The sequence below is a fragment of the Dokdonella sp. genome (assembly GCF_019634775.1).
Lineage (GTDB): Bacteria > Pseudomonadota > Gammaproteobacteria > Xanthomonadales > Rhodanobacteraceae > Dokdonella.
The window spans coordinates 546791-569891 of record NZ_JAHCAS010000002.1 but is presented as its reverse complement, the minus strand read 5'-3'; the positions used below and the strand labels follow the sequence as shown (position 1 = coordinate 569891).

Below are 23101 nucleotides of genomic sequence, written 5' to 3'. Positions count from 1 at the left end.
GAAGGAATGTTATACTATAACAATAATGGCGTTCCCGCTACCGCATCGCGCTCATGCCCAAGCCCTGCCCTGCCCTAGCACTTGCCGCGAATCTCGGCCTGGCCACTTTGCTCACCGCAGCCACCGCACTCGCCGACGATTCCGAAAGCGCTCCGGCGCCGGCCGCCGAAACCGCCGCGGCAACGGACGGCGATGCGCTGCCCGTGGTGCAGGTGTCCGCCCTCGCCCTCGGCGAGGATCCGAACGCCATCGCGATGCCATACAGCATCATCGACCACGACAGCCTGTTGAAGAACGGCCAGGGCACGCTCGGCGATGCGCTGGCCGGCCTGCCCGGCGTGCATTCGGACAACTTCGGCGGCGGCGCCAGTCGTCCGGTCATCCGCGGCCAGAGCGCGCCGCGCACGAAAGTGCTTGCGGACGGCGCATCGATCCTCGACGCCTCGGACATCTCGCCCGACCACGCCACCACCGTCGACCCCCTGCTCGCCCGGCGCATCGAGGTCCTGCGCGGACCGGCCACGCTGCTCTATGGCAGCGGCGCGGTCGGTGGCGTGGTGAACATCCTCGACGGCAAGGTTCCGGCGCGCATGCCCGAAGGCGGCATCGACGCTTCGCTGGTGGTGCGCGGCAACTCGGTCGCCCGTGAACGTGCCGCAGCGGTCGACCTGACCGCACAGCTCGGATCGAGTATCGCCTTCCATGTCGAGCACTCGACGCGCGATGCCGACGACTACCGCGTGCCCGGCTGGGCGCACTCACGTGTCGACGGCAGCGCCGCGGCCTCGGCCAATTCGGCGGTCGGCTTCTCATGGATCACGCCACAGGGCCATATCGGCATCGCGTATTCCCATCGCGACGACGACTACGGCCTGCCCGGCCACAACCACGAGTACGAGGGCTGCCACCCACACGGCGACCAACTGCATTGCGAGGAACACGACCACGGCGGCGGCGATGGCGACCACGATCACGATCACGAACACGAGGCGCCGCCGACGATCGACCTGGTCAGCAGGCGCATCGACCTGCGCGGCGAATACACCGAACCGTTCGCCGGCGCTGGGCGCATCCGCTTCCGCCTGAGCGACACCGACTATCGCCACCGCGAAATCGACGACGGCGAAACCACGACGACCTTCATCAACCGCGGTCAGGAAGGCCGCATCGAGATCGAGCACGTCCCGCTCGGCGACTGGACCGGCGTGATCGGCCTGCAGCACGCGGACACGACATTCAGCGCCGACGGCATGGAAGCGTTCATGCCGAAAGTCGATACGCGCTCGACCGGCCTGTTCCTCGTCGAGCACTACCAGTTGAACGAGGCCTGGCACTTCGAGCTCGGCAGCCGCTACGAACGGCTCGAACACAAGCCAATCGATGACCCGCGTGGCCGTCCGGCGTTCAAGGACAGCGCGGTTTCGTTCGCCGGCGCGGCGATCTGGGAGTTCGCACCGGGCTACTCGATCACGCTCTCGGCCGCGCGCTCGCAGCGCCTGCCACACGCGCAGGAGCTATTCGCACGCGGCATCCACCTCGCCACCAACACCTATGAATGTGGCCTGCTGCCGAGCGCGCTGACCTGCGGCGGCGCAGCCAACGACGCCGCCATCGACACCGAGACCTCGCGCAACGTCGAACTCACCCTGCGCAGAACCATTGGCGATTTCAGCTTCAGCCTCGGTGGCTTCCGCAACGACGTCGACGATTACATCCACGCGCGCACGCTCGACCGGTTCGAGGACTTCCGCCTGGTCAAGTACACGCAACGCGACGCACGCTTCACCGGCATCGAGGCAGAGGCCACCTGGCAGTTCAGCGACACGCTCTCGGCCACGCTGTTCGGCGACCGCGTGCGCGCGACCTTCAGTGACGGCAGCGGCTCTCTGCCACGCATCCCCGCCGCACGCATCGGCACGCGCCTCAACGGAACCTGGGATGCCTTCAGCGGCGAGATCGAGTATTTCCATGTTGCCCGCCAGGACCGCATTGCCGATCACGAATCCGTCTCGCCGGCCCACGACATGCTGAACCTGACGCTGAGCTACGCTTTCGGCGAATCCGGCAACAGCCGCCTGTTCCTGCGCGGCAGCAACCTGCTCGACGAGAAGGTGTGGAACCACACATCGTTCCTTGCCAGCGTCGTGCCGCTGCCCGGGCGCAACGTCACCGCGGGGTTCCGCCATGCATTCTGAGCGGCTCCGGCGGGACCGCACACATGGTGCAACAACGCGCGGGGGCGGCGTTGGCATTGCCTGCAGGAGCCCCTTCAGGGCGATGCTTCCTCGCGCATCCTCGCCATGTGCGGTCGCCCGTAAACGGGCTCCTGCGCGAGATCACGCGTCAGCCATGAGACGTGGCGGCACAGCATGAGCGCACGCCGACCGTGCTGCGTTCAGCCGCTGCACTTCGCGCACAGGCCGTGCACCTCGAGCGTCTGCGCAGCCGGCGTGAAGCCGCGCTCCTTGGCCTGCGTGGTCAACAGTTTCGATACGCGTTCGTCGCAGAGTTCGAGCGCGCTCGAACAGCGGTCGCAGATCAGGAATGGGACCTGGTGCGCCTCACCGGGATGATGGCAACCGACGAATGCATTGATCGACGAAAGCTTGTGGATGAAGCCGTTCTCGAGCAGGAAGTCGAGGGTGCGGTAGACGGTGGGCGGTGCGGCGACGCCCGGGCCATCCTTGATGCGTTCGAGCAGGTCGTAGGCCTTGACCGGCTTCTCCGCCGCGGCGACGAGTTCGAGTACGCGCAGGCGCAACGGCGTCAGGCGCAGGCCACGCTCGTCGCAGGCGCGCGCGACATCGCGGACGAAGCCGCGCGCATCGTGGGCATGAACATGATTGTGCGACTTGGCGGTGACCCGGGGCATGGGCGGACCCAATCTGATGGCACCGCGATGCTACCACCGCGCACGCAACGACACCCCCGAATCAATCGTGGCGCGGCGCTTCACCGACCACGGCCTGCAGCACTGCGCCGCAATGTCGGCAGGTCCTGGCGAACTCTCGGTTCGCCTTCGCACAATGCGGGCAGGCATGTGGGTCGGTGCTCTTCAGTGCCATGACGATCCAGCCGATCGGTCCGAGCACGGTGGCCCAGACCAGACCGGAGAGAGTGCGTCCCTTCCACCAGCCAATCAGTGCGCCGATGCCCGAACAGACCAGCGTCAGCACGCTCACCCACAGCCACAGCACCGGATCGAGCAGGGACGACAGACAACCCTCAAGCACTGCACCTGCCTGCTCGGGTTTGCCGACGTCAAAATTCGCCAGATCGCGCAGGCAGGCAAACAGGCGCACGGATCAGCCCCGCGCGCGCACCAGCGCTGCATCGATGCGGCGCAGGGTCTCGTCGCGGCCCGCCAGAAACACCGTGTGGTCGATCGACGGCGAGACCTGGGTACCGGTGATCGCCACGCGCAGCGGCTGCGCGACCTTGCCCATGCCCTCGCCGATCGCCTCGGCAGCCGCCTGGATCGCGCCATGCACCTCGGCGACATTCCAGTGCGCGAGCGCGCCGAGCCGCGCGTGCGCGGCCTCGAGTGCCGGCACCGCGGTGGGCGACTTGAGGTGCTTGGCCACCGCCGCCGCATCGTAGTCGGTCAGCGGCGCGTACCAGACGCGCGCCTTCTCGGCCATTTCCTTCAGCGTCTGCGCGCGCTCGCGCAGGGCGACGATGACGTCGACCGGGTCGGGGCCGGCGGCCGGATCGATGCCGACCGCATGCAGGTGCCATTCGAAATGCGGCACCAGTTCGAGAGGATCATCGTTCTTGATGTACTGCTGATTGAGCCAGGACAGCTTTTCCAGGTCGAAGCGCGCCGCCGCGCGATTGACGTCGGCAACGTCGAACAACCCGATCATCTGCTCGCGCGAGAAGATCTCCTGGTCGCCGTGCGACCAGCCGAGGCGCACGAGATAGTTGAGCAGGGCGTGCGGCAGGAAGCCGTCGTCACGGTACTGCATGACGCTGACCGCGCCATGGCGCTTGCTGAGTTTCTGCCCGTCCGGACCGAGGATCATCGGCAGATGGGCGAAGGCCGGCACGGCCGCACCAAGCGCGTGGTAGATGTTGATCTGGCGTGGCGTGTTGTTGACGTGGTCATCACCACGCACCACGTCGGTGATGCGCATGTCTATGTCGTCGACGACGACGGCAAAGTTGTAGGTCGGATAGCCATCCGAGCGGAACAGAACGAGATCGTCGAGTTCCTCGTTGCTCCATTCGATGCGGCCCTTGACCTTGTCCTCGAATACCACGCTGCCCGAGGTCGGGTTCTTGAAGCGGATGACCCGGTTCGGATCCTCGCGGTACGGCTCGTTGCGGTCGCGGTAGTGGCCGTTGTATCGCGGTTTGATCCCGGCCGCCATCGCCTCGGCGCGCATCGCCTCGATCTCTTCCTTGGTCTCGTAGGCATAGTAGGCCTTGCCGGCCTTGAGCAGATCCTCGGCGACCTGCCGATATCGCTCCATGCGCAGGGTCTGATAGTACGGACCCTCGTCGTGGGCGAGTCCGAGCCAGTTCATGCCGTCGAGGATCGCCTGCACGGCGGCGGCGGTCGAACGTTCGCGGTCGGTATCCTCGATGCGCAGGATGAACTCGCCGCCACGATGGCGTGCCTCCAGCCAGCAGTACAGCGCGGTGCGTGCGCCGCCGATGTGAAGGTAGCCCGTGGGGCTCGGGGCGAAGCGGGTTCTTACCGTCATGGCGCGAAAGGACACTGCAAAATCGGGGCGCGGATCGTAGCAGATCGACCGCGCACGTCTGTTCCAGGGAAACCTTGACTCATCGGCTCGCGACTGAAATCGCACTCATGAAATCAACATCTTGCGGGAGCGGCATGGGCCGCGACGGGGACTGATCAGCAGCCCCGCGCACACCCGTCGTGCAATGCGGGCAGAATCGCCGCCCTCCCCCTGAACGATCCGTCGCCATGCACCCTTCCCGCCGAATCGCCTGCGCCTCCATCCTGATCCTGCTCGCAGCCTGCGCCGGGCAGCCCGCGCGCGGCCCGACGCCTGGCGACGGCGCGCGTGCCACGCTGGCCATCCTCGAGTCGACCGACGTGCACAGCAACGTACTCGGCTATGACTACTACAAGCTTGCCGAGGACCCGTCGCTCGGATTCGAGCGCCTCGCCACTTTGGTTCGCCAGGCGCGCCGCGAGTATGCGAACACGCTGCTGTTCGATGCCGGCGACACCATCCAGGGCACTGCGCTGGCCGACTGGCAGGCACGTGGTGAACCGCTGGCCTGCGGCGACAAACTCGCGATGTACAAGGCCATGGATGCGCTCGGCTACGACGGCGGCACGATCGGCAACCACGAGTTCAACTACGGCCTGCCCTTCCTCGCCCAGGTCACCAATTCCGCCCTCGACGTCGACGGCGTGACCCCGAAACCATGCAAGGGTCCGGACTTCCCGATCGTGCTGGCCAATGTCGATTCGAAGCGCAGCGGACGACCGCTGTTTGCGCCGACCGCTGTCATCGAGCGCCGGATCGCGGCGCGCGACGCGCGCGGGGATGCCATCGAGGCCACCGTGCGCATCGGCCTGATCGGTTTCACCCCACCGCCGATCCTGCAATGGGACAAGGACAACCTCGACGGCCGCGTGAGCGTGAGTGGCGTCGTCGAAGCGGCACGCCGGCACCTGCCGGCGCTGCGCGCACAAGGCGTCGACTTCGTCATCGCAATTTCGCACGGCGGCATCAACCCCTCGCCACACACACACGACATGGAGAACGCGAACTGGCATCTCGCTGCCGAACCCGGCATCGATGTGCTTCTGCTCGGCCACTCGCATCAGGTCTTTCCCGACCCAGGCAATCCGAAGTCGCGCTTCGCGAGGATGCCCGAGGTCGACAACGAGCGCGGCTTCCTGCGTGGCAAGCCAGCCGTGATGGGCGGCTTCTGGGGCAAGAATCTCGGCCTGATCGAACTCGCGCTCGTGCACGAGGGTGGGCACTGGCGGATCGACCATTCGGCCACGCGTTCGCACGTGCGCGACATCCGTCGCGCCGCCGGCGACTTCGTCGAACCCGACCCGGCCATCGCCGCGGCCATCGAAGCCGAGCACGCGGCGACCATCCGTTACGTGTCCACGCCGATCGGCAGCAGCGATTTCGCGATGACGAGCCATTTCGTCGCCCTTGGCGACGTCAGCGCGATCGAACCGGTGAACCGTGCGCAGCGCGACTTCGTGCGCAAGCGCATCGCCGAAACGCGCCCGGATCTCGCCGACCTCCCGGTGCTGTCCGCGGTCGCGCCGTTCAAGGTCGGCTTCGCCGGCGCAACCGACTACACGGACATCGCCGCCGGGCCGCTGGCGATCCGCAACGCAGCCGACCTCTACCTGTATCCGAACACGATCGCAGCCGTGCTCGTCAACGGCGCCGAATTGCGCGCCTGGCTCGACAAGGCCTCGACCTGGTTCAACCGCATCGATCCGCAGGCCACCACACCGCAGGAACTCGTCAACCGGCGCTTCCCGGGCTACAACTTCGACGTCGTGCAGGGCGGCATCAGCTGGCGCATCGACCTGTCCAGACCAGCAGGCGAACGCATCGTCGACCTGCGCCACGAAGGCCAGCCGGTTGACGCCGCCCAGCGCTTCATCCTGGCCACGAACAACTACCGGGCCGGAGGCGGCGGCGACTTCCCCGGCACCGGCGGCGACCGCGTCGTGCTGTCCGATCAGATCATGAACCGCGACCTGCTGATCGACTGGGTGCGTGCGCGCGGCCGGCTGACCCGCGACGAGGATGCCAGCGATCGTCCATGGCGCTTCGTGCCGCTGCGCACGGCCGCTCCGGTGAGCTTCACCACCGCCAGCGGCAAGGATGCCCTCGCCCGCGCAGCCGGCATCACCGGCCTGCGCCTGCTGCGCGAAAACGGCGATGGCACATCGACGTACGCGCTCGACCTCTCGGTGGAGCACTGATCGGGAATGGGGGATCGGAAAGCATCGCTTTGGCTTTGGCTTTGCCATTCACCATTCCCTGCTCCCCGTCCAACAGTCACCCAGAGTCGGGGCGGATGCCGTATTGCATTATCGTCACCACCGGCGGACAGCAGCCGGCCGCTCCCGCAGATCCGAGGAACCGAACGTGCCCCATCGATCCATGCGCCCGCTGCGCCGCTCCGCCCTCGTCGCCGCCATTGCCCTGGCCGGGATCGGCGGATCGCCGGCGACACTCATGGCCGTCACGCACGTGCCACTGGAATGGCCACTGCCGCAGGAACGCAGCGCCGCGCTGACACCGTTGCGCGAGCGCATGCTGGCGCTGCAGGCGACGCAGCCGATCGCCGCCACGCGCGGGTCTGCAACCCTGGTCGTCACCACCTGCGCCGACGACGGCAGCCCGGGCAGTCTGCGCACGCTGGTCGAGTCGGCCATCTCCGGCGACGTCATCGACCTGAGCACACTCGATTGCGGACGCATCACCCTGGTCGATGGCGTGCTCGACATCGAAGCCGAAGATCTCGTCCTGCGCGGCCCCGGCGCCGGCCTGCTCGCCATCGATGGCGGGCGCCAGGACCGCGTGCTGCGCCACGCTTCCCACGGCGAGCTGACCATCGAAGGCCTCACCATCGAACGCGGCGTGCATCGCGCCAGCGGCACCGATGTCGGCTACGGCGGTTGCATCGCCGCCGGCAACCGCCTCAGCCTGATCGGCTCGGTCGTGCGCGACTGCGAGGCGGTCGGCGTCGGTGCGTACGGCGGCGGCGTGCTGTCGGGCCCGCTGACCATGCGCAACAGCACGATCTCCGGCAATCTGGCCTTCGGCCATCACGAGACCAATGGCACGGCCGCCTATGGCGGGGGTGCGTTCTCGTATGGCGTCGACCTGCTCGACAGCACGATCTCGGGGAACCGCGCCCTCGGCACGCACAACCCGCCACTCTCGCACTGGGAAATCGGTGGCGGCGTGTTCGTGGCACGCAACGGTGGCCGCATCGAGCGCTGCACGATCGCCGACAACTACGCGATCCGTTTTGCCGGTGGGCTGACCCAGGAAGGCGATCTCGTCCTGCGCAACTCGACCGTATCGGGCAATCGCGTGCGTGACGACGACGGCGGCGGAGTTCGCGTGCGCCAGATCACATCGATCGTGATCGAGAACTCGACGATCACCGACAACGAAGCCGGTTCGTTCGGTGGCGGCATCTCGTTCATCAACCACGCGCAGCCGTCGGTGATGCGCAGCTCGATCATCGCCGGCAACCGCGCGGGCGGCACCGCCGACGACGCTGCAAGCACAATGGCACTGGCGATCGCCGGATCGCACAATCTCATCGGCCAAGCCGATGCGATGCTCGCCCTGCCAGCCGACACGCTCAGCCTCGATCCGCGGTTGCTGCCGCTGGCCGACAATGGTGGCAGCACGCTGACCCATGCGCTTGCTGCCGGCAGTCCGGCCATCGATCTAGGCAACAACTCCCAAGGACTCGCAACCGACCAACGCGGCACCGGTCATCCACGCGTGATCGGCGGCGCGGCGGACATCGGCGCGTACGAATACCGCGGCGGACAAGGTACTGCCGCGGTCGCCGTGCCCGTGGATTCACCGGCGCTGAAGGGCCTGCTGGCCGGTCTGCTCGCCGTCGCCGGCGGGCTTGCGCTCACGCGGCGACGACGTCGCAGCGCAGCTACTCGACGGTGATCGTGATCTTCCCGGACAGCACCGGCGGATCGAACTGGCGATGCAGGGCGTCGCCGAGATTGAGTTGAAGCGTGTGCTGGCCAGGCGTCAGGGTGACCGTCGTCTGTGTCTGGCCACCACCGAAATGCACATGCCTTGCATCGGCAGGAATCGGCTCGTTCGGCGACGGCAACGCATCGACGTCGATCAGCAGGTGGTGATGTCCGGTCTTGTCCACGCTGATGCCGGCCGGCGCCACGCCCATGCCCTTTAGGCCGAACTGCACGGTGACTTCACGGCCCACCTTGTCGCCATCCTTCGGCGATATGAAATACAACTCGACTCCGGGCGGGGATTTCGTGCGTGCCTGTGCGGATGGCGTCGGCGCGTCGGCGGCGGACGCGCTGCCGAAAGCCGCCGCCAGCGCGAACGTGCTGAGGGCGATGAGTTCGATGCGCATGGGGGTTCTCCTCGGCGAAGGGAGACCGGATCATAGGCTTTCGCTGCCGGAGCGGCGACGCCGCGCATGCAGGATCGGGGTCAGCCAAGGTGCGCAGCACCCGGATCAGCCGCATCGGCTGCACCGCACCGACACAATCAATGGTTGACGAAGGGTCGGGCGATCTCTATTCTTCGCCGCCTTTCCCGGGGCCATAGCTCAGCTGGGAGAGCGCTACAATGGCATTGTAGAGGTCGGCGGTTCGATCCCGCCTGGCTCCACCAGGTTTCTCAGGTTTCTCTAAGCGTCCCCATCGTCTAGAGGCCCAGGACACCGCCCTTTCACGGCAGTAACAGGGGTTCGAATCCCCTTGGGGACGCCAGTGACGAAGGACGACGCCCCAAGGCGCTCGCTTCGACGAGGGAAAACGCGGTTGGCGCAGGAGGCGCGCAGGAAAATGCGGAGCGGTAGTTCAGCTGGTTAGAATGCTGGCCTGTCACGCCGGAGGTCGCGGGTTCGAGTCCCGTCCGCTCCGCCACTTTCCCGGATCCCAAAGCCCCGCCTCGGCGGGGCTTTTTCGTTGGTTTCAGGCAAACGCCGGGGCCATACGGCGTGCGGCGACCTCGGCCGGCTCGAGCGTGCCGATCGAATGGCCTTGCGCGGCGAGGTATTCGAGCCAGCGGTTGAGGAACGAGTTCATGCGCACGCGGCGCTGGAACAGCGTGCGTGCCGGCGGCGGCACATCGAGCACGCGTGCGAGGCGACCGTCGACCTGGCAGTGCAGGACTTCGGCGACGTGGGCGTCGCGGTACATGCGCAACTGCGCCGATGGCGTCGGTCGGCCGGTTTCACCATCGACGAAGGCATAGGTGAGGACGAGGTCGATCGTGTAGCGATGGTGCTCGACCATCTCGAGGCAGACGTCCAGCTGATCGTCGACCGACGATACGTAGCGCCCGACCGCCAGCCGCTGTGGCGCGAACATATGGACAAGACGGTGATAGTTCTCGCCGTACAGCCCCATCAGCCAGGCGAAGCGGCTTGGCAGGACGTCGTGGCGCTCGGCGATCGGGTTCGACATGGCCGGATCATACGCAGCGGTTTTGCCGGCGCGGAAGACTGTCGGCCGGAAGCGATCGCGCGTAGCATGCGAAGTCCCACGGCGCCCGGCGTCCCAGATGTCCGCAGGAGCCCCTTCGGGGGCGATACTTCTCGATTCGTCGCATCAGCCAGTCGCCCGTGAACGGGCTCCTGCCGAAGCGTGCGCCGGATGCGCGCATCGCCCGGCTCAGAACATGTGCTTCTCGATGCCGAGCTGGGACAGGATCTTGCTCGCGATCTCCTCGATCGAGGTGTGCGTCGTGCTCTGCACCGGGATGCCTTCGCGACGGAACAGCTTGTCGGCAAGATCGAGTTCGCGCCGGCACTGCTCGAGCTTCGCGTAGCGGCTGCCCGGACGGCGCGCTTCACGTACCTGTGCAAGGCGCTGTGCGTCGATGCTGAGGCCATAGAGCTTGCGCCGATGGGCGACGAGACGCTTCGGCAGTTCGAGATTCTCGAGGTCTTCCTCGGTCAGCGGATAATTCGCTGCCTTCACGCCGTAGTGCAGGGCCATGTACAGGCAGGTCGGCGTCTTGCCGACGCGCGAGACACCGACCAGGATGACTTCGGCATCGTCGTACATGACATCGATGCCGTCGTCGTGGGTCAGCGCGTAGTTGGTCGCGTTGATGCGTGCCTCGTACTCGGCGAAGTTGGTCAGGCCATGTGCCTTGCCGACACGCGGCGAGCGGATCGTGCCGAGCTCGTCTTCCAGCGGGGCGAGAAAGGGCGCGAACACGTCGAGCATGAGTGCGCCACCGGTGGCGACGATGTCGCCGAGCGCCTTGTCCATGATCGTATTGACCACGATCGGCCGCACGCCGCTGGTGGCGTAGCTCGTTTTGATGCGCACGGCGGCCTGTTCGGCCTTCTCCGCGCTGTCCACGAACGGAATGCGGAAGGTGTCGAAATCGACGCCTTCGAACTGGGTCAGCACGCTGTGGCCGATCGTCTCGGCGGTGATGCCGGTGCCGTCGGAGATGTAGAACACGGTACGGCGCATGACGGCTCCGGTGACGGCGAAGCGGCGAGTCTACGGAATGCCGCGCATGTGCGTCATCCGGCCGATGCGCTGCCGCAGTCCAGCCCTGCGTGCCCTCGAATGCGGTTTCGCAAACCCAGCCAATCCATTGATCGCAAAGCCCACTACCTCTTCGCAGCGGTCTGCTGCGACCTCACGCCCCCTGTTGCAATGCCACACCGAACCGCGTCTTGGCTTGCCCCTGTGCCGCCAAAGCCCGAAAATCACGGGCTCGCGGCGCGCTGCCGCCGCCCTTCCCGCATGCGGAGACTGTCTTGAGCGATCTGGTCCTGTGGCTCGATGCGTTGCGCCTGTCCGACCTGGGCAAGGTCGGCGGCAAGAACTCCTCGCTCGGCGAGATGATCGGCAACCTAGCCAAACTCGGCGTTTCGGTGCCGGGAGGCTTCGCCACCACGGCGCACGCGTTCCAGCAGTTCATCGCCCAGAGCGGCCTGGCCGGACGCATCCAGCAGCGCTTGGCAACGCTCGACGTCGAGGACGTCGCCGCGCTGACCGCGGCCGGCGCAGAGATCCGCCAGTGGGTCATCGACACGCCGCTGATCCCGGCATTCGATGTCGCCGTGCGCGAGGCCTATGCCGAACTGTGCAGGCGGGCCGGCGGCAACGACATCTCCGTGGCGGTGCGCTCGTCGGCCACCGCCGAGGACCTGCCGGACGCCTCGTTCGCCGGCCAGCAGGAAACCTTCCTCAATGTCAGTGGCGCCGACGAGGTGATCCACAAGGTCAAGGAAGTCTTCGCCTCGCTCTACAACGACCGTGCCATCGCCTATCGCGTCCACCATGGTTTCAAGCACGAAGAGGTGTTCCTCTCGGCCGGCGTGCAACTCATGGTGCGTTCGGACATCGGTGCCTCGGGCGTGCTGTTCACGCTCGACACCGAATCGGGCTTCCGCGACGCCGTGTTCGTCACCGGCAGCTACGGCCTTGGCGAGATGGTCGTGCAGGGCGCGGTCAATCCGGACGAGTTCTACGTCTACAAGCCGACCCTGAAGGCCGGCAAGCCGGCCATCCTGCGCCGCCAGATCGGTGCCAAGCAGCAGCGCATGGTCTATTCGGACAAGCCCGGCGAGCGCGTGAAGATCGAGGAGACGCCGGGCGCCGAGCGCATGCGCTTTTGCATCAGCGACGAGGACGTGCACGAGCTCTCGCGCCAGGCGCTGACCATCGAGGCCCACTACGGCCGCCCGATGGATATCGAATGGGCGAAGGACGGCGCGACCGGCAAGCTCTACATCGTGCAGGCGCGCCCGGAAACGGTGAAGTCGCGGGCGAAGGCCACGCAGATCGAGCGCTTCCAGTTGAAGCAGCGCGGCACGGTGCTGGTCGAGGGCCGTTCGGTCGGCCAGAAGATCGGCACCGGCATCGCCAGGGTCATCCGTTCGATCAAGGACATGGATCGCGTGCAGCCCGGCGACGTGCTCGTTGCCGACATGACCGACCCGGACTGGGAACCGGTGATGAAACGCGCCTCGGCGATCGTCACCAACCGTGGCGGGCGCACTTGCCACGCCGCGATCATCGCGCGCGAACTCGGCGTGCCGGCCATCGTCGGTTCCGGCAACGGCCTCGATGCGATCCCTGACGGTGCCGAAGTGACGGTGTCCTGTGCGGAAGGCGACACCGGCTACGTCTACGCGGGCAAGCTCGAGTTCGAGCGCATCACCGCCGACCTCGGCGCGATGCCGCCGGCGCCGCTCAAGGTCATGATGAACGTCGCCAATCCCGAGCGCGCCTTCGATTTCGCCATGCTGCCGAATGCCGGCGTTGGGCTCGCCCGTCTCGAGATGATCATCGCCAGCCACATCGGCGTGCACCCGAAGGCCCTGCTCGAATACGACCAGCAGGACGCCGAGACGAAGAAGCGCATCGATGAGCGCATGGCCGGCTATTCCGACCCGGTCGCGTTCTACGTCGACCGCCTCGCCGAAGGCATCGCCACGATCACCGCCGCCTTTGCGCCCGAGCCGGTCATCGTGCGCCTGTCGGACTTCAAGTCGAACGAATACGCCAACCTCATCGGCGGCACCAGATACGAACCGCACGAGGAAAACCCGATGATCGGCTTCCGCGGCGCCAGCCGCTATGTCGACCCGGGCTTCGAGCCAGCCTTCGCCCTGGAATGCCAGGCGATGAAGAAGGTGCGCGAAACGATGGGGCTGACCAACGCCTGGGTGATGATTCCATTCGTGCGCACGCTCGCCGAGGGCCGCAAGGTCATCGAAGTGCTTGGCCGCCACGGTCTCGCCCAGGGCAAGGACGGCCTCAAGATCATCATGATGTGCGAAGTGCCGTCGAACGCCCTGCTCGCCGACGAGTTCCTCGACATCTTCGACGGCTTCTCGATCGGCTCGAACGACCTGACCCAGCTCACCCTCGGCCTTGACCGCGATTCGAGCATCGTCGCCAGCCTGTTTGACGAGCGCGATCCGGCCGTGAAGAAGCTGCTCTCGCTGGCCATCCAGACCGCGCGCAAGAAGGGCAAGTACGTCGGTATCTGCGGTCAGGGGCCGAGTGATCATCCGGACCTCGCCGAGTGGCTGATGGACGAAGGCATCGAGTCGGTGTCGCTCAACCCCGACACCGTCGTCGACACCTGGCTCAAGCTGGCGCGGCACAAGGCGGGCTGATGCCCGCCCGTTCGGTGAGTCCGCCGCAGGAGCCCCTTCAGGGGCGATGCTCTTTGCAACCTTGTCCAAAAGCATCGCCCCTGAAGGGGCTCCCACGCACAGGGGCTTGCAATCCTTTCCGGAATACGTACATTGGTACGTATGAACGAAACCCACCTCACCGACAACCAGCGCCGCGTGCTCGAGCACATCCGTGCCCACATCGACGCGTACGGCCGCCCGCCCACCCTGCGCGAGATCGCCGAGGCTCTCGGTTTCGCCCGTCACAGCTCGGCGCAAGACTACGTCGAGGCACTCGTGCGCAAGGGCGCGCTGGAGCGCCTGCCGCATCGCGGCCTGCGCCTGCCGCATCGCTCACGGACGCCGGCGACGACGCTGCTTCCCCTCGTCGGCCGCGTCGCCGCCGGCAGTCCGATCCTCGCCACTGAGAACATCGAAGGCGAGTTCGGCATCGATGCCTCGCTGTTCCACCCGCGCCCGGACTACTTCCTGCGCGTGGTCGGCCTCAGCATGCGCGATGCCGGCATCCTCGACGGCGACCTCATCGCCGTGCACCGCACCGACCACGCCGATGACGGTCGCATCGTCGTCGCCCGTGTCGACGACGACGTCACCATCAAGACCCTCGAATGCAGGCGTGGCCGTATCCGCCTGCTGCCCGCCAACCCCGACTTTGCGCCGATCGAAGTCGATCCCGAGCGCACGAATTTCGCGATCGAAGGCCTCTACGTCGGCATGATCCGGAGAACCTGATGGCTGCGCTCCTGAGCTCCCCGTTCAGCACTGCACCGGCCAGCGCGCGCCGCGTGGCACTCGGTGAGTTGCTCGATCATCCGCGCATCTGGCGCCGTGGCCGTGACGGCGTACCGTCACTGCGCACGCAGCCGACCGGCGACGCCCGCCTCGATGCACGCCTGCCCGGTGGCGGCTGGCCACTCGGTGCACTGACCGAAATTCTGGTCGAACACGACGGTCTCGGTGAAATGAGCCTGCTGTTGCCGACGATCGCCGCCCTCACCCGGATGCGCCGGCGCGTCGCCGTGATCGCCCCACCCTACGTGCCCTATCCGCCGGCCCTCGCCGCCGCCGGCGTCGACCTTGCCCATCTCGTGCAGATCGAGGCCGCCGCGGCCGAGCGTCACTGGAGCGCCGAGCAGTGTCTACGCGCCGGCTGCTGCGCTGCGGTGCTGCACTGGCTGCCGGAAGCCGACTACCGCCAACTGCGGCGCCTGCAACTCGCCGCCGAAACCGGCGACGCCCTGGCCTTCCTGCTGCGTCCGCTCAAGGCTTGCCACGAAGCCACCCCGGCCGCGCTTCGACTCAAGATTTCTCATTCTGGATCAGGTAGTTGCGTAGAAATCCTCAAGTGCCGTGGCAATCTCGACCTCACCCGATCCAGCGCCATCCCCCTGCGCGCGTAAGCGACACAAAAAGCAAAGTCCGACACCACGGAGCACGCAGAGCACACGGAGAAAGAGGTATTTCAACGATCTTCGCGTGCTTCGTGCTTCAGCCTCTCGCTCCCGATTCGAGGCCAGGAGCACAGGCCGGTTCGAGTCGCGCAGCGGCGGAACCGGCGCTCACCCATGGAGTCGATGCCGTTGCGCGCCTGGCGCCTTGCAGTCGGGCCGTTTCACCCGCAGCCCATGCCGTGTCGATGCAGAAGCATCGCCCCATCCACGGGGGCTCCTACTTTCGCAGCACGACCATTCCGCCGCGGCGATGCTTGGCTATGAGCATGAGCCAACCCATGCCGCTCCAGCGGATGAAATCCGAGACCCAATCCGGCAGACGGGCGAGTTTCGGCATCTCGTACTGGATCATCGCCAGCATCTTCGGCGTTGGATAGACGCGCGCGCCACGAAAACCGACGGCACGGCCGAGCCGCACGATTTCACGCGGCGGCATGTCGCGCTCGGTCACGCCGAAGGCGTCGACCGCTGCGCGTGAAGCCTCGGCTGCGGCATGACCAACCCCGGGCTCGATCGTCACCAACACGCCACCGGGCTTGAGTGCACGAAACACGCTGGCCAGCGCCAGGGTCGGATCCTCGGCGTGATGCAGCGCGTCGTAGAACACGGCCACATCGAACTCGCCGTCGAAGCCGAGCCCTTCGTAGTCGCAGACACGGAAATCGAGGTTGCCGAGGCCGGCTTCGGCGCGGTTGCGTTCGGCCAGCGCGATCATGTCCGGCGCGATGTCCTGGCCGGTGACGTGATAGCCGCGACGGGCGAAGAACACGCTGGTCCAGCCGCTGCCGCAACCGAGGTCCAGCAGCCGCGCCGGCGCCGGCGGCAGCACCATGAACAGGCCACCGAGATCCGCCAGCAAGCGGCCGCAATCGGGTGCAGTGAACGGCTTGCCGCGCGCGTGCTCGGCGCCGACCTCGCCGATCCTCGCCACGTAGTCGATTTCGCCCTGCTTGGCCATCGGCTCAACCGCGCTGTGCGTACTTGCGCGCAACGTAGTTCTCGACGATGTCGACGAACTCGCGGGCGATGTTCTCGCCGCGCAGGGTCATCGCCTTCTCGCCGTCGATGAATACCGGTGCGGCCGGAGCCTCGCCAGTGCCGGGCAGCGAGATGCCGATGTCGGCGTGTTTGGACTCGCCTGGCCCGTTGACCACGCAGCCCATGACCGCAAGAGTCATGTTCTCGACGCCGTCGTACTTGATCCGCCACTCGGGCATCTTCGCGCGCACATGCTCCTGCACGGTCCTGGCCAGTTCCTGGAACAACGTGCTGGTCGTGCGGCCACACCCCGGACAGGCGGTCACAAGCGGTGTGAACGCGCGCAGGCCCATGGTCTGCAGCAGTTCCTGCGCGACGATGACTTCACGCGTGCGCGACTCGCCGGGCTCCGGGGTGAGCGAGATGCGGATCGTGTCGCCGATGCCTTCCTGCAGCAGCACGCCGAGTGCCGCGGTCGAAGCGACGATACCCTTCGAGCCCATGCCGGCTTCGGTCAGGCCAAGGTGCAGTGCGTAGTCACAACGCACGGCGAGATCGCGGTAGACGGCGATCAATTCCTGCACACCGGACACCTTGCACGAAAGGATGATGCGATCGCGACCCAGCCCGAGTTCCTCGGCACGCGCGGCCGAATCGAGCGCCGATCGGATCAGCGCCTCGCGGGCCACGCGCGCGGCATCCCAAGGAACCGTGCGTGCGTGGTTCTCGTCCATCAGGGCGGCGACCATCGACTGGTCGAGCGAGCCCCAATTGGCGCCGATACGCACCGGCTTGCCGTGGCGCAGTGCCGTGTCGATGATCGCTGCGAACTGCTGATCCTTCTTGCGTCCGAAGCCGACGTTGCCAGGATTGATCCGGTACTTGCCCAGCGCCTCCGCCGCGGCCGGCTCGGCCGCGAGCAACTGGTGACCGTTGTAGTGGAAGTCTCCGATCAACGGCACGTCGACGCCCATCATGTCGAGGCGTTCGCGGATGCGCGGAACGGCGGCAGCGGATTCCGGATTGTTGACCGTGATCCGCACCAGTTCGGAACCGGCACGGGCCAGTTCGGCAACCTGTTTCGCCGTACCGGCGACGTCGGCGGTGTCGGTATTCGTCATCGACTGCACCACGATCGGTGCGCGGCCGCCGACAAGGCTCGTGCCGACGCGGACCCCCACGCTCAGGCGACGGGCGCGCTCGCTCTCGGATGGATCGGTCATGCGGGATCTGCAGCGCCGGGGCGCGGAATCGGAGCGGACCGAAACGACGTCCGCGGAAGGCGAAGGATACTCAAGCCCGGGGCCCGCCCGCCAGCACGGGTGCTGCGTCGATGCCATCGTCCGGCAGATCCAGCGACGGCAGCGCGAACATGAGGTAGGAACCGGTCGAATCCATGGTGCCTGCCCCCTGTACCCGCAGCACGCATGGCGCCGATGGCCAACGATGTGGATCGGCAGGAATCGTCATTTCGATCGAGGCCGGCTCGCGCTCGAACAGTCCGGGCGTCAACAGACTGGAGTAAATCGCGGATTCCTCCTCGCGCAGCGGCGCCAGCAGGATGCCACGCATGTCTGCGCGTGCCTGACCCGCAGCGTCGACTGCAGCGGCGCCGACCGCGAGCGAACGACGTGCGAGCAGTTCGATGCCGGCATCGATACGGCCTTCGTCGTCGATGCGCATCCAGCGTACGCTGCCGACCATCCAGTCCGGGGTCGTATCGCCGCCTTCAGGCAAGGACAGTCCAACCAGCTCTCCGACCTTGGCGCGCACGCTTTCACCGGACGCACCACGTTCCCAGACCAACCGGTAGCCGCCCAGGCCTTGGTCGACGATGTGCGCAGACATGCGTTGGGTGCGCATCTGCTCACCCGAGCCGACGACCCAGGAGGCCGCCGTATCGCGCTCGGAAAGGCTGATCGAGGTACCGCGCACCTTGCGCAGAAAGCCGTCGAAGTCCTCGTTGCCGGCGAGGACGAAGTGCAGGTCGTGCAGTCCGATCACGGTCTGCAGGACATGTCCGCCGGCGAGGCGACGATGCCCTCGCGTGCCGTCGGAGGTCCAGCCATCGACGATGCGACGAACCAAGTCAACCTCGACCTGTGCCGGCGCGCCACCGCGCACGCGGAATGTCGCCAGGCGGATTCCGGGCGGGACCATGCGGACCTGTTCGTCGATGAAGGCAAGCACCGGACCGAGATCGAGTTCGAGCACGCCATCGTCGACGGTCGTGCGTTCTTCGGGGATGTAGCCGGGGCCTGCATCGCGCTCGACGTCGATCGGATGCGCGGCTTGCCCGCCGGCAACCCGGCGCAGTTCCGGATATGGCGCCAACGTGCGCGTGAAGGCAATCAAATCAAGCAACTCGCGCTGGGTGAACCGATACGGGTTCGCCAGTGCGAGCAAGATCGCATGCACATAGGACTGGCGCGGCGTGGCCGAACCGAAGGCATCATCATCGACGCTGCGCGAATCGAGGCCGAGCGAAGCGGTGAACCGGTAGACGTCGTGCAGCGATTGCCAGCAACCCTTTGGTGGCGTGCGATACAACAGGTACGCCTTGTGCAGGCGCGCGCCGCAGTGGCCCAGTGCACGCGCGGCGGAAAGTGCGACGGACTTGCCCTTGAGCAGCGGTACGCTGCCGTTCGGCGCACAGTAGTCGTGCAGTGTCATGCGGTAGCCAAGCGCCAGCTCGGACTGGAACTCCTGGGCCAGCGTGCCCAGCTCGGAGCGCTGTGGCGGCAGCGGGAAGCTGGCGCCGACGATCTGCTTGTCCACCAGCGAGGCCAACTGGTTGATCGGCCCCCGCAGGATCTCGAGCGCGTCGAGACGTTCGCCGGGCGGGATGCGCAACGCGTTCATCGCACGCAGGCCGTCGACGAGCATGCGTGCAGTGGCAAGGAAGTTGGCCAGCGGCAGGGCTGCGACCCAGTTGCGCAGGGCGCGTGGCTCGGTGGCAAAGTCGCCGCTGCGCGCCGCGCGCCGCTCGGGCACGTCACGCAGCAGCCGGCGATGCAATTCCGTCATGGTTTCGTCCCCCTGCGGAGGTCGAGTCTAGGGATGCTCTGATCCATTCCGCAATGGCGTCATGACATCCCCAAGGTTCGCAGCGAGGTGGGCGTGGCGAAGTACAGGCTGGCGGCCTGGACAAGCCGCGCAGACCGCGCCGCGGGCCTTGCGGATGTCACCCCGTCATTGGATATCGACAGGTTGGGGCGGAATCTCCGGCTTTCCATGAGTCGTGTCCGCGCCTATGATCGGCCGGGGCTGAGGGGTGGCGATGACCGAGCGTTTCAAGATCGCGATCGTGGGATCGGGTCCGGGTGGCCTGTCCGCGGCGGCTCGCGCCGCCGAGCGCGGTGAATCGCACGTGCTGCTCGAGGCCGAGCCGCACCTGTCGAACACGATCTACCGTTATCAGAAGGGCAAGTACGTGATGGACGAGCCAGGCATCCTGCCGCTGCGCTCGCCGATCCCGTTCACTGCCGGCCTGCGCGAGACCATCCTCGACGCCTGGGACGAGTCCGCCGCGCGCCTCAAGATCAACGTGCGCCATCGCCACGAAGTCGCCTCGATCCAGCGCCGCGCCGATGGCATCTTCGACATCGCCTGCACGAATGGCGCGAAGGTCGAGGCCCAGGCCGTCGTCCTCGGCATCGGCCTGCAGGGCAACCTGCGCAAGCTTGGTGTCGCCGGCGAAGATCTGCCGTTCGTGCAGTACCAGCTCGACGACCCGGATGCCTACGAGGGCGAGACGATCGTCGTCGTCGGTGCCGGCGATGCGGCTATCGAGAACGCGCTGGCCCTTGCGAAACAGAACAACGTCGTCCTGATCAACCGCAAGGATGAGTTCTCGCGCGCGAAGAAGGGCAACGAGCAGGCCGTGCTCAAGGCCATCGAGGACGGCGTCATCGAGTGCTACTACAACAGCTCGCCCGAGCGGGTCGAGGCATTGAGCGCTGGACGCAAGCCAGGCCGCATGATCCTCGCCACCGACAAGGGACGCGCGCAGGTGCTCGTCGACCGCGTCATCGCCCGTCTCGGCGCGACCGCGCCGCGCGGCTTCGTCGAGGCCTGTGGCATCGAGTTCCCGAGCAAGGATCCTGCCGCAGTGCCGGCGATCAGCGCGCAGTACGAGTCGAACGTGAAAGGCCTCTACATCGTCGGCGCGCTGGGCGGCTATCCGCTCATCAAGCAGGCGATGAACCAGGGCTACGAAGTCGTCGAATACATCTGCGGCGGCAACGTCGAACCGGCCGACACTCCCCTGCTCAAGGCCAAGTTTGCAGGCATCAGCGGCTTCCGCAGTGTCGACGAGGCGCTTGCTCGCATCCAGAAAAACGTGCCGGTGCTCTCGCACATCACGCCGCTGCAGATGCGCGAATTCATGCTCGACTCGGACATCCGCACGCCCGCGGACGGCGAGACGATCTTCGCACGCAACGACTACACCAACAGCTTCTATTCGATTGTCGAAGGCGACGTGCGCATCGTCATCGAAGGCCAATCGAGCCCGGTGATCCTCCGCCGCGGCGAATTCTTCGGCGAGATGGGCCTGATCTCCGGCCGCCGACGCACCGCGACCGTCATCGCAGGCCAGAACTGCATCCTCGTCGAGACGCCACGGCGCTCGATGAACCGCCTGATCGCTTCGGTGGAAGCCGTGCGCAGGGAGATCGACCGCGTGTTCATCGTGCGCGCGATCCAGTCGCGCTTCGCCCCCGAGGCGAGTATCGAGCAACTGAACGAGATGGCGGCCGGCGCGACCCTGCAACGCTACCGCGCCGGCGACAACGTGTTTCTGGAAGGCGAGGCCGGTGACTGCCTGCACCTCGTGCGTGTAGGTTCGCTGACGATCTCGCGCAACCTCGGCGGCAAGGATGTCGTGCTGACCTACGTCGCCGCCGGCAACTACGTCGGCGAGATGGCCCTGATGGGCGAAACAAGGCGCTCGGCGACAGCGCGTGCGGCCATCGCGACGGAGACGATCCGTCTCGATGGCGACACCTTCAAGCGCATGATCGATCGCATCCCCGCGTTGCGCCTGCGCCTGCAGAAGGAATACCGTCAGCGCACCGCCGCCAACCTCGCCATGCAGTCGACGCCGGAAGGCGGCGACATCATTTCGTTCCTGATGGCCCAAGGCGCCGGCGAGGCGACCGACATCCTGCTGATCGACGAATCGCTGTGCGTGCGTTGCGACAACTGCGAAAAGGCCTGCGCGGAAACCCACGGCGGCACCTCGCGCCTTGATCGCGAGGCCGGCCCGACCTTCGCCAACGTGCACGTACCGACCTCGTGCCGCCACTGCGAGCACCCGCACTGCATGAAGGACTGCCCACCCGACGCGCTGCGGCGCGCGCCGAACGGCGAGGTCTTCATTGCAGACAACTGCATCGGCTGCGGCAACTGCGAGCGCAATTGCCCGTACGGCGTCATCCACATGGCCAGCAAGCCGCCCAAGAAGCCCGGCCTGCTGCAGTGGCTGCTGTTCGGGCGCGGCCCCGGCCCGGGCGAAGCGCCCTACGACCCGGACGCGAAGAAGGACGGCCAAGCCAAGAAAGCCGTCAAATGCGACATGTGCAAGGACCAGTCCGGCGGCGCCGCCTGCGTGCGCGCCTGCCCGACCGGTGCGGCGATCCGCATCAGCCCCGAGGAGTTTCCGGCGTATGCACAGTCGAGGCGCTGAGGTAAAGGTGGCGACCATGGCGGTAACGCCTGCGCACAGCCGTTTTTTGCTTCGCAGGAGCCCCCTTGGGAGCCCCTTCAGGGGCGATGGGTCGATCGCCCCTGAAGGGGCTCCTGCAGAAGCGCTGCCCGCACTCCCCAGCTTTCGCTCCTGCTTCCACGCACCAAGAACAGCAAGCCAGGAGCGCCACCGTGCATGAGTCCATCCTGACCCACGCCCGCTCCCGCTACCTGTGGATCGCTCTCGCCCTGTGCGTGCTGTCGATCGGGTTCTACGTCTGGCACGACCCCGATCCGGTGCCGAACGGCGGCACCTGGCTCGGCTACACGCTCGGCACGATCGGTGCGCTGCTGATCGTCTGGCTGCTGCTGTTCGGCGTGCGCAAGCGTAGTTACTCGACGTCGCTCGGCTCGACGCGCGGCTGGCTGTCCGCACACATCTACCTCGGCACCGCGCTGATCCTCGTCGCCCTGCTTCACAGCGGCTTCCAGTTCGGCTGGAACCTGCACACGCTGGCACTCGTGCTGATGCTGTTGGTGATCTTCAGCGGCTTCTTCGGCGTCTACGCTTATCTGCGCTACCCGGCCCTGATGACGCGCAACCGCGAGAACGCGACGCGCGACGCCATGCTCGAGGAGATCGCCGAGATCGACCAGAACGCGCTCGCGCTCGCCGACGGCATCGCGCCGGAGATCCACGCGGTGGTACTGCGTTCGATCGAGAACACGCGCCTCGGCGGCGGCGTGTGGACGCAGTTGCGTGCGCGTGACGGCTCCGACCTCGCCATCGCGCGCATCCGCAGCGCGATCGCCGAACGCAGCACCCAGGTCGGCGCGCCTCCAGCGGGGCTGAAAGCCGGGCAGACGATCATCGCCATGGTCGATTTCCTCGCCGGCGGTGCCGACGACCGCCAGACCGAGGCACTGCGCAAGCTCATCGACATGCTCTCGCGCAAGCGCGCACTGGCCACGCGCGTCGCGCGCGACATCCAGTACCAGGCGATCATGGAGATCTGGCTGTACATCCACGTGCCGCTGTCGGTGACCCTGCTCGCCGCCCTGATCGGCCACATCGTTTCAGTGTTCTTCTACTGGTAGGCGCCCGG

General features: G+C 66.6%; 17 protein-coding genes and 3 tRNA genes. 11 read left to right on the top strand and 9 right to left on the bottom strand.

Translation table 11 applies throughout. The features are described from left to right. Nucleotides 1-53 precede the first annotated feature (53 nt). Nucleotides 54-2195, top strand: coding sequence for a TonB-dependent receptor domain-containing protein (locus KF907_RS13325; protein WP_291221079.1), 2142 nt, complete (start codon nucleotides 54-56; stop codon nucleotides 2193-2195). Nucleotides 2196-2395: 200 nt separating this feature from the next. On the opposite strand, the gene KF907_RS13320 is transcribed toward KF907_RS13325, so the two are convergent. The 3 genes from KF907_RS13320 to gltX all read right to left on the bottom strand — a co-directional run bounded on the left by KF907_RS13320 (nucleotide 2396) and on the right by gltX (nucleotide 4709). Further along, a complete protein-coding gene (locus KF907_RS13320) occupies nucleotides 2396-2872 on the bottom strand; it encodes a transcriptional repressor (RefSeq protein ID WP_291221078.1) in 477 nt (158 codons plus the stop codon). A gap of 61 nt (nucleotides 2873-2933) precedes the next feature. Further along, a complete protein-coding gene (locus KF907_RS13315; RefSeq protein ID WP_291221077.1) occupies nucleotides 2934-3302 on the bottom strand; it encodes a hypothetical protein in 369 nt (122 codons plus the stop codon). A 3-nt stretch (nucleotides 3303-3305) separates the two neighbouring features. Next, nucleotides 3306-4709: a glutamate--tRNA ligase gene (gene gltX / locus KF907_RS13310; RefSeq protein ID WP_291221242.1), complete on the bottom strand. Its 1404-nt coding sequence runs from the start codon at nucleotides 4707-4709 to the stop codon at nucleotides 3306-3308. A 227-nt stretch (nucleotides 4710-4936) separates the two neighbouring features. On the opposite strand from gltX, the gene KF907_RS13305 reads away from it, so the two are divergent. Together KF907_RS13305 and KF907_RS13300 are read left to right on the top strand one after the other, a co-directional pair. Next, nucleotides 4937-6946, top strand: coding sequence for a bifunctional 2',3'-cyclic-nucleotide 2'-phosphodiesterase/3'-nucleotidase (locus KF907_RS13305; protein ID WP_291221076.1), 2010 nt, complete (start codon nucleotides 4937-4939; stop codon nucleotides 6944-6946). A gap of 166 nt (nucleotides 6947-7112) precedes the next feature. Continuing rightward, a complete protein-coding gene (locus KF907_RS13300) occupies nucleotides 7113-8669 on the top strand; it encodes a right-handed parallel beta-helix repeat-containing protein (RefSeq protein WP_291221075.1) in 1557 nt (518 codons plus the stop codon). On the opposite strand, the gene KF907_RS13295 is transcribed toward KF907_RS13300, so the two are convergent. Further along, a complete protein-coding gene (locus tag KF907_RS13295) occupies nucleotides 8656-9108 on the bottom strand; it encodes a DUF4399 domain-containing protein (RefSeq protein WP_291221074.1) in 453 nt (150 codons plus the stop codon). The two genes, KF907_RS13300 and KF907_RS13295, sit on opposite strands and share 14 nt — an antisense overlap. 187 nt (nucleotides 9109-9295) lie before the next feature. On the opposite strand from KF907_RS13295, the gene KF907_RS13290 reads away from it, so the two are divergent. The 3 genes from KF907_RS13290 to KF907_RS13280 all read left to right on the top strand — a co-directional run bounded on the left by KF907_RS13290 (nucleotide 9296) and on the right by KF907_RS13280 (nucleotide 9625). Then, a tRNA-Ala gene (locus KF907_RS13290) sits at nucleotides 9296-9371 on the top strand. A gap of 22 nt (nucleotides 9372-9393) precedes the next feature. Further along, nucleotides 9394-9469: transfer RNA gene (locus KF907_RS13285), tRNA-Glu, on the top strand. A gap of 79 nt (nucleotides 9470-9548) precedes the next feature. Next, a tRNA-Asp gene (locus tag KF907_RS13280) sits at nucleotides 9549-9625 on the top strand. Nucleotides 9626-9673: 48 nt separating this feature from the next. On the opposite strand, the gene KF907_RS13275 is transcribed toward KF907_RS13280, so the two are convergent. Then, nucleotides 9674-10168: a DUF1249 domain-containing protein gene (locus KF907_RS13275; RefSeq protein WP_291221073.1), complete on the bottom strand. Its 495-nt coding sequence runs from the start codon at nucleotides 10166-10168 to the stop codon at nucleotides 9674-9676. Between the two features lie 207 nt (nucleotides 10169-10375). After that, nucleotides 10376-11191, bottom strand: a complete 816-nt coding sequence (gene ppsR, locus KF907_RS13270; RefSeq protein ID WP_291221072.1) for a posphoenolpyruvate synthetase regulatory kinase/phosphorylase PpsR — start codon at nucleotides 11189-11191, stop codon at nucleotides 10376-10378. A 293-nt stretch (nucleotides 11192-11484) separates the two neighbouring features. Between ppsR and ppsA the strand changes: the two genes are divergently transcribed. The 3 genes from ppsA (at nucleotide 11485) to imuA (ending at nucleotide 15278) form a co-directional block, all read left to right on the top strand. Beyond that, nucleotides 11485-13857: a phosphoenolpyruvate synthase gene (ppsA, locus tag KF907_RS13265; RefSeq protein ID WP_291221071.1), complete on the top strand. Its 2373-nt coding sequence runs from the start codon at nucleotides 11485-11487 to the stop codon at nucleotides 13855-13857. A 141-nt stretch (nucleotides 13858-13998) separates the two neighbouring features. After that, a complete protein-coding gene (gene lexA / locus KF907_RS13260; RefSeq protein WP_291221070.1) occupies nucleotides 13999-14610 on the top strand; it encodes a transcriptional repressor LexA in 612 nt (203 codons plus the stop codon). Further along, nucleotides 14610-15278, top strand: coding sequence for a translesion DNA synthesis-associated protein ImuA (gene imuA / locus KF907_RS13255; RefSeq protein WP_291221069.1), 669 nt, complete (start codon nucleotides 14610-14612; stop codon nucleotides 15276-15278). The genes lexA and imuA overlap by 1 nt, the downstream gene beginning before the upstream one ends. A gap of 268 nt (nucleotides 15279-15546) precedes the next feature. On the opposite strand, the gene KF907_RS13250 is transcribed toward imuA, so the two are convergent. From KF907_RS13250 to KF907_RS13240, 3 genes are all read right to left on the bottom strand, one after another. Further along, on the bottom strand, nucleotides 15547-16287 hold the full coding sequence (locus KF907_RS13250) for a class I SAM-dependent methyltransferase (protein WP_291221068.1): 741 nt from the start codon (nucleotides 16285-16287) through the stop codon (nucleotides 15547-15549). Between the two features lie 4 nt (nucleotides 16288-16291). Then, on the bottom strand, nucleotides 16292-17530 hold the full coding sequence (gene ispG / locus KF907_RS13245; protein WP_291221067.1) for a flavodoxin-dependent (E)-4-hydroxy-3-methylbut-2-enyl-diphosphate synthase: 1239 nt from the start codon (nucleotides 17528-17530) through the stop codon (nucleotides 16292-16294). Between the two features lie 70 nt (nucleotides 17531-17600). Further along, entirely contained in the window at nucleotides 17601-19334 is a 1734-nt protein-coding gene (locus tag KF907_RS13240) for a hypothetical protein (RefSeq protein ID WP_291221066.1), read from the bottom strand. A 253-nt stretch (nucleotides 19335-19587) separates the two neighbouring features. On the opposite strand from KF907_RS13240, the gene KF907_RS13235 reads away from it, so the two are divergent. Further along, nucleotides 19588-21996, top strand: a complete 2409-nt coding sequence (locus KF907_RS13235) for a cyclic nucleotide-binding domain-containing protein (RefSeq protein WP_291221065.1) — start codon at nucleotides 19588-19590, stop codon at nucleotides 21994-21996. A 191-nt stretch (nucleotides 21997-22187) separates the two neighbouring features. Next, nucleotides 22188-23093 carry a hypothetical protein gene (locus KF907_RS13230; RefSeq protein ID WP_291221064.1) on the top strand — a complete coding sequence of 302 codons (906 nt, stop codon included), beginning with the start codon at nucleotides 22188-22190 and terminating at the stop codon, nucleotides 23091-23093. Nucleotides 23094-23101: the final 8 nt, after the last annotated feature.